This window comes from Wolbachia endosymbiont of Tuta absoluta (assembly GCF_059414725.1).
In genome coordinates, this window is sequence record NZ_JBNRJY010000351.1 from 1 (window position 1) to 530 (window position 530).

Annotated in this window: 1 pseudogene; it reads left to right on the forward strand. The window is 35.1% G+C overall.

Annotation, left to right across the window (positions count from 1 at the left end):
- Positions 1-390 precede the first annotated feature (390 nt).
- Positions 391-530 (forward strand): annotated as a pseudogene (locus ACJ5GX_RS03720) (PAS domain-containing protein); the annotation flags it as partial.

Genomic DNA, 530 nt, shown 5'->3' on the forward strand with positions numbered 1-530 from the left:
CTGTTTTCGAATTCATAATTCGAACATTATGAGACGAGTTTATATAAAGAAGTTTTATGCACTTTTGACTAGAAATTCAAGAAGGAATTCTAAAATCCTACTTATATTATGATGATGGTATGGAGGTGATGTTAATCTTAGTTGGGTTTGTATATGTTGAAAACTAACTATATCATTTATCATAAATCAAAAAGCTTTTGTTCCCAAAAAGTGTCAGAAGCTGGGTAAAATCATCAGCTGATTGGGTGAACATAGCATGTCTCGCTATTGGTCGTATATTCCCCTTCCCACGTCCGTATCCTTTTACGACTTGTTGAATATTCATGCGAGCCTGGTACATGGTACATGCGACCCTCGGAGCAAGGAAGTTCTTCAGAAGGAAGCGAGATCGATCGAGGTTATATTTGTGAAAATGCAGGAGAAAAAGCTATTGAATTCTATGGTTTTGAAAAAAAGATGTACATCGATGATAAGTATGCAATTGATGCACCATTTTTGCGGTTATATAAAATAGATGCAGTTATTGATAA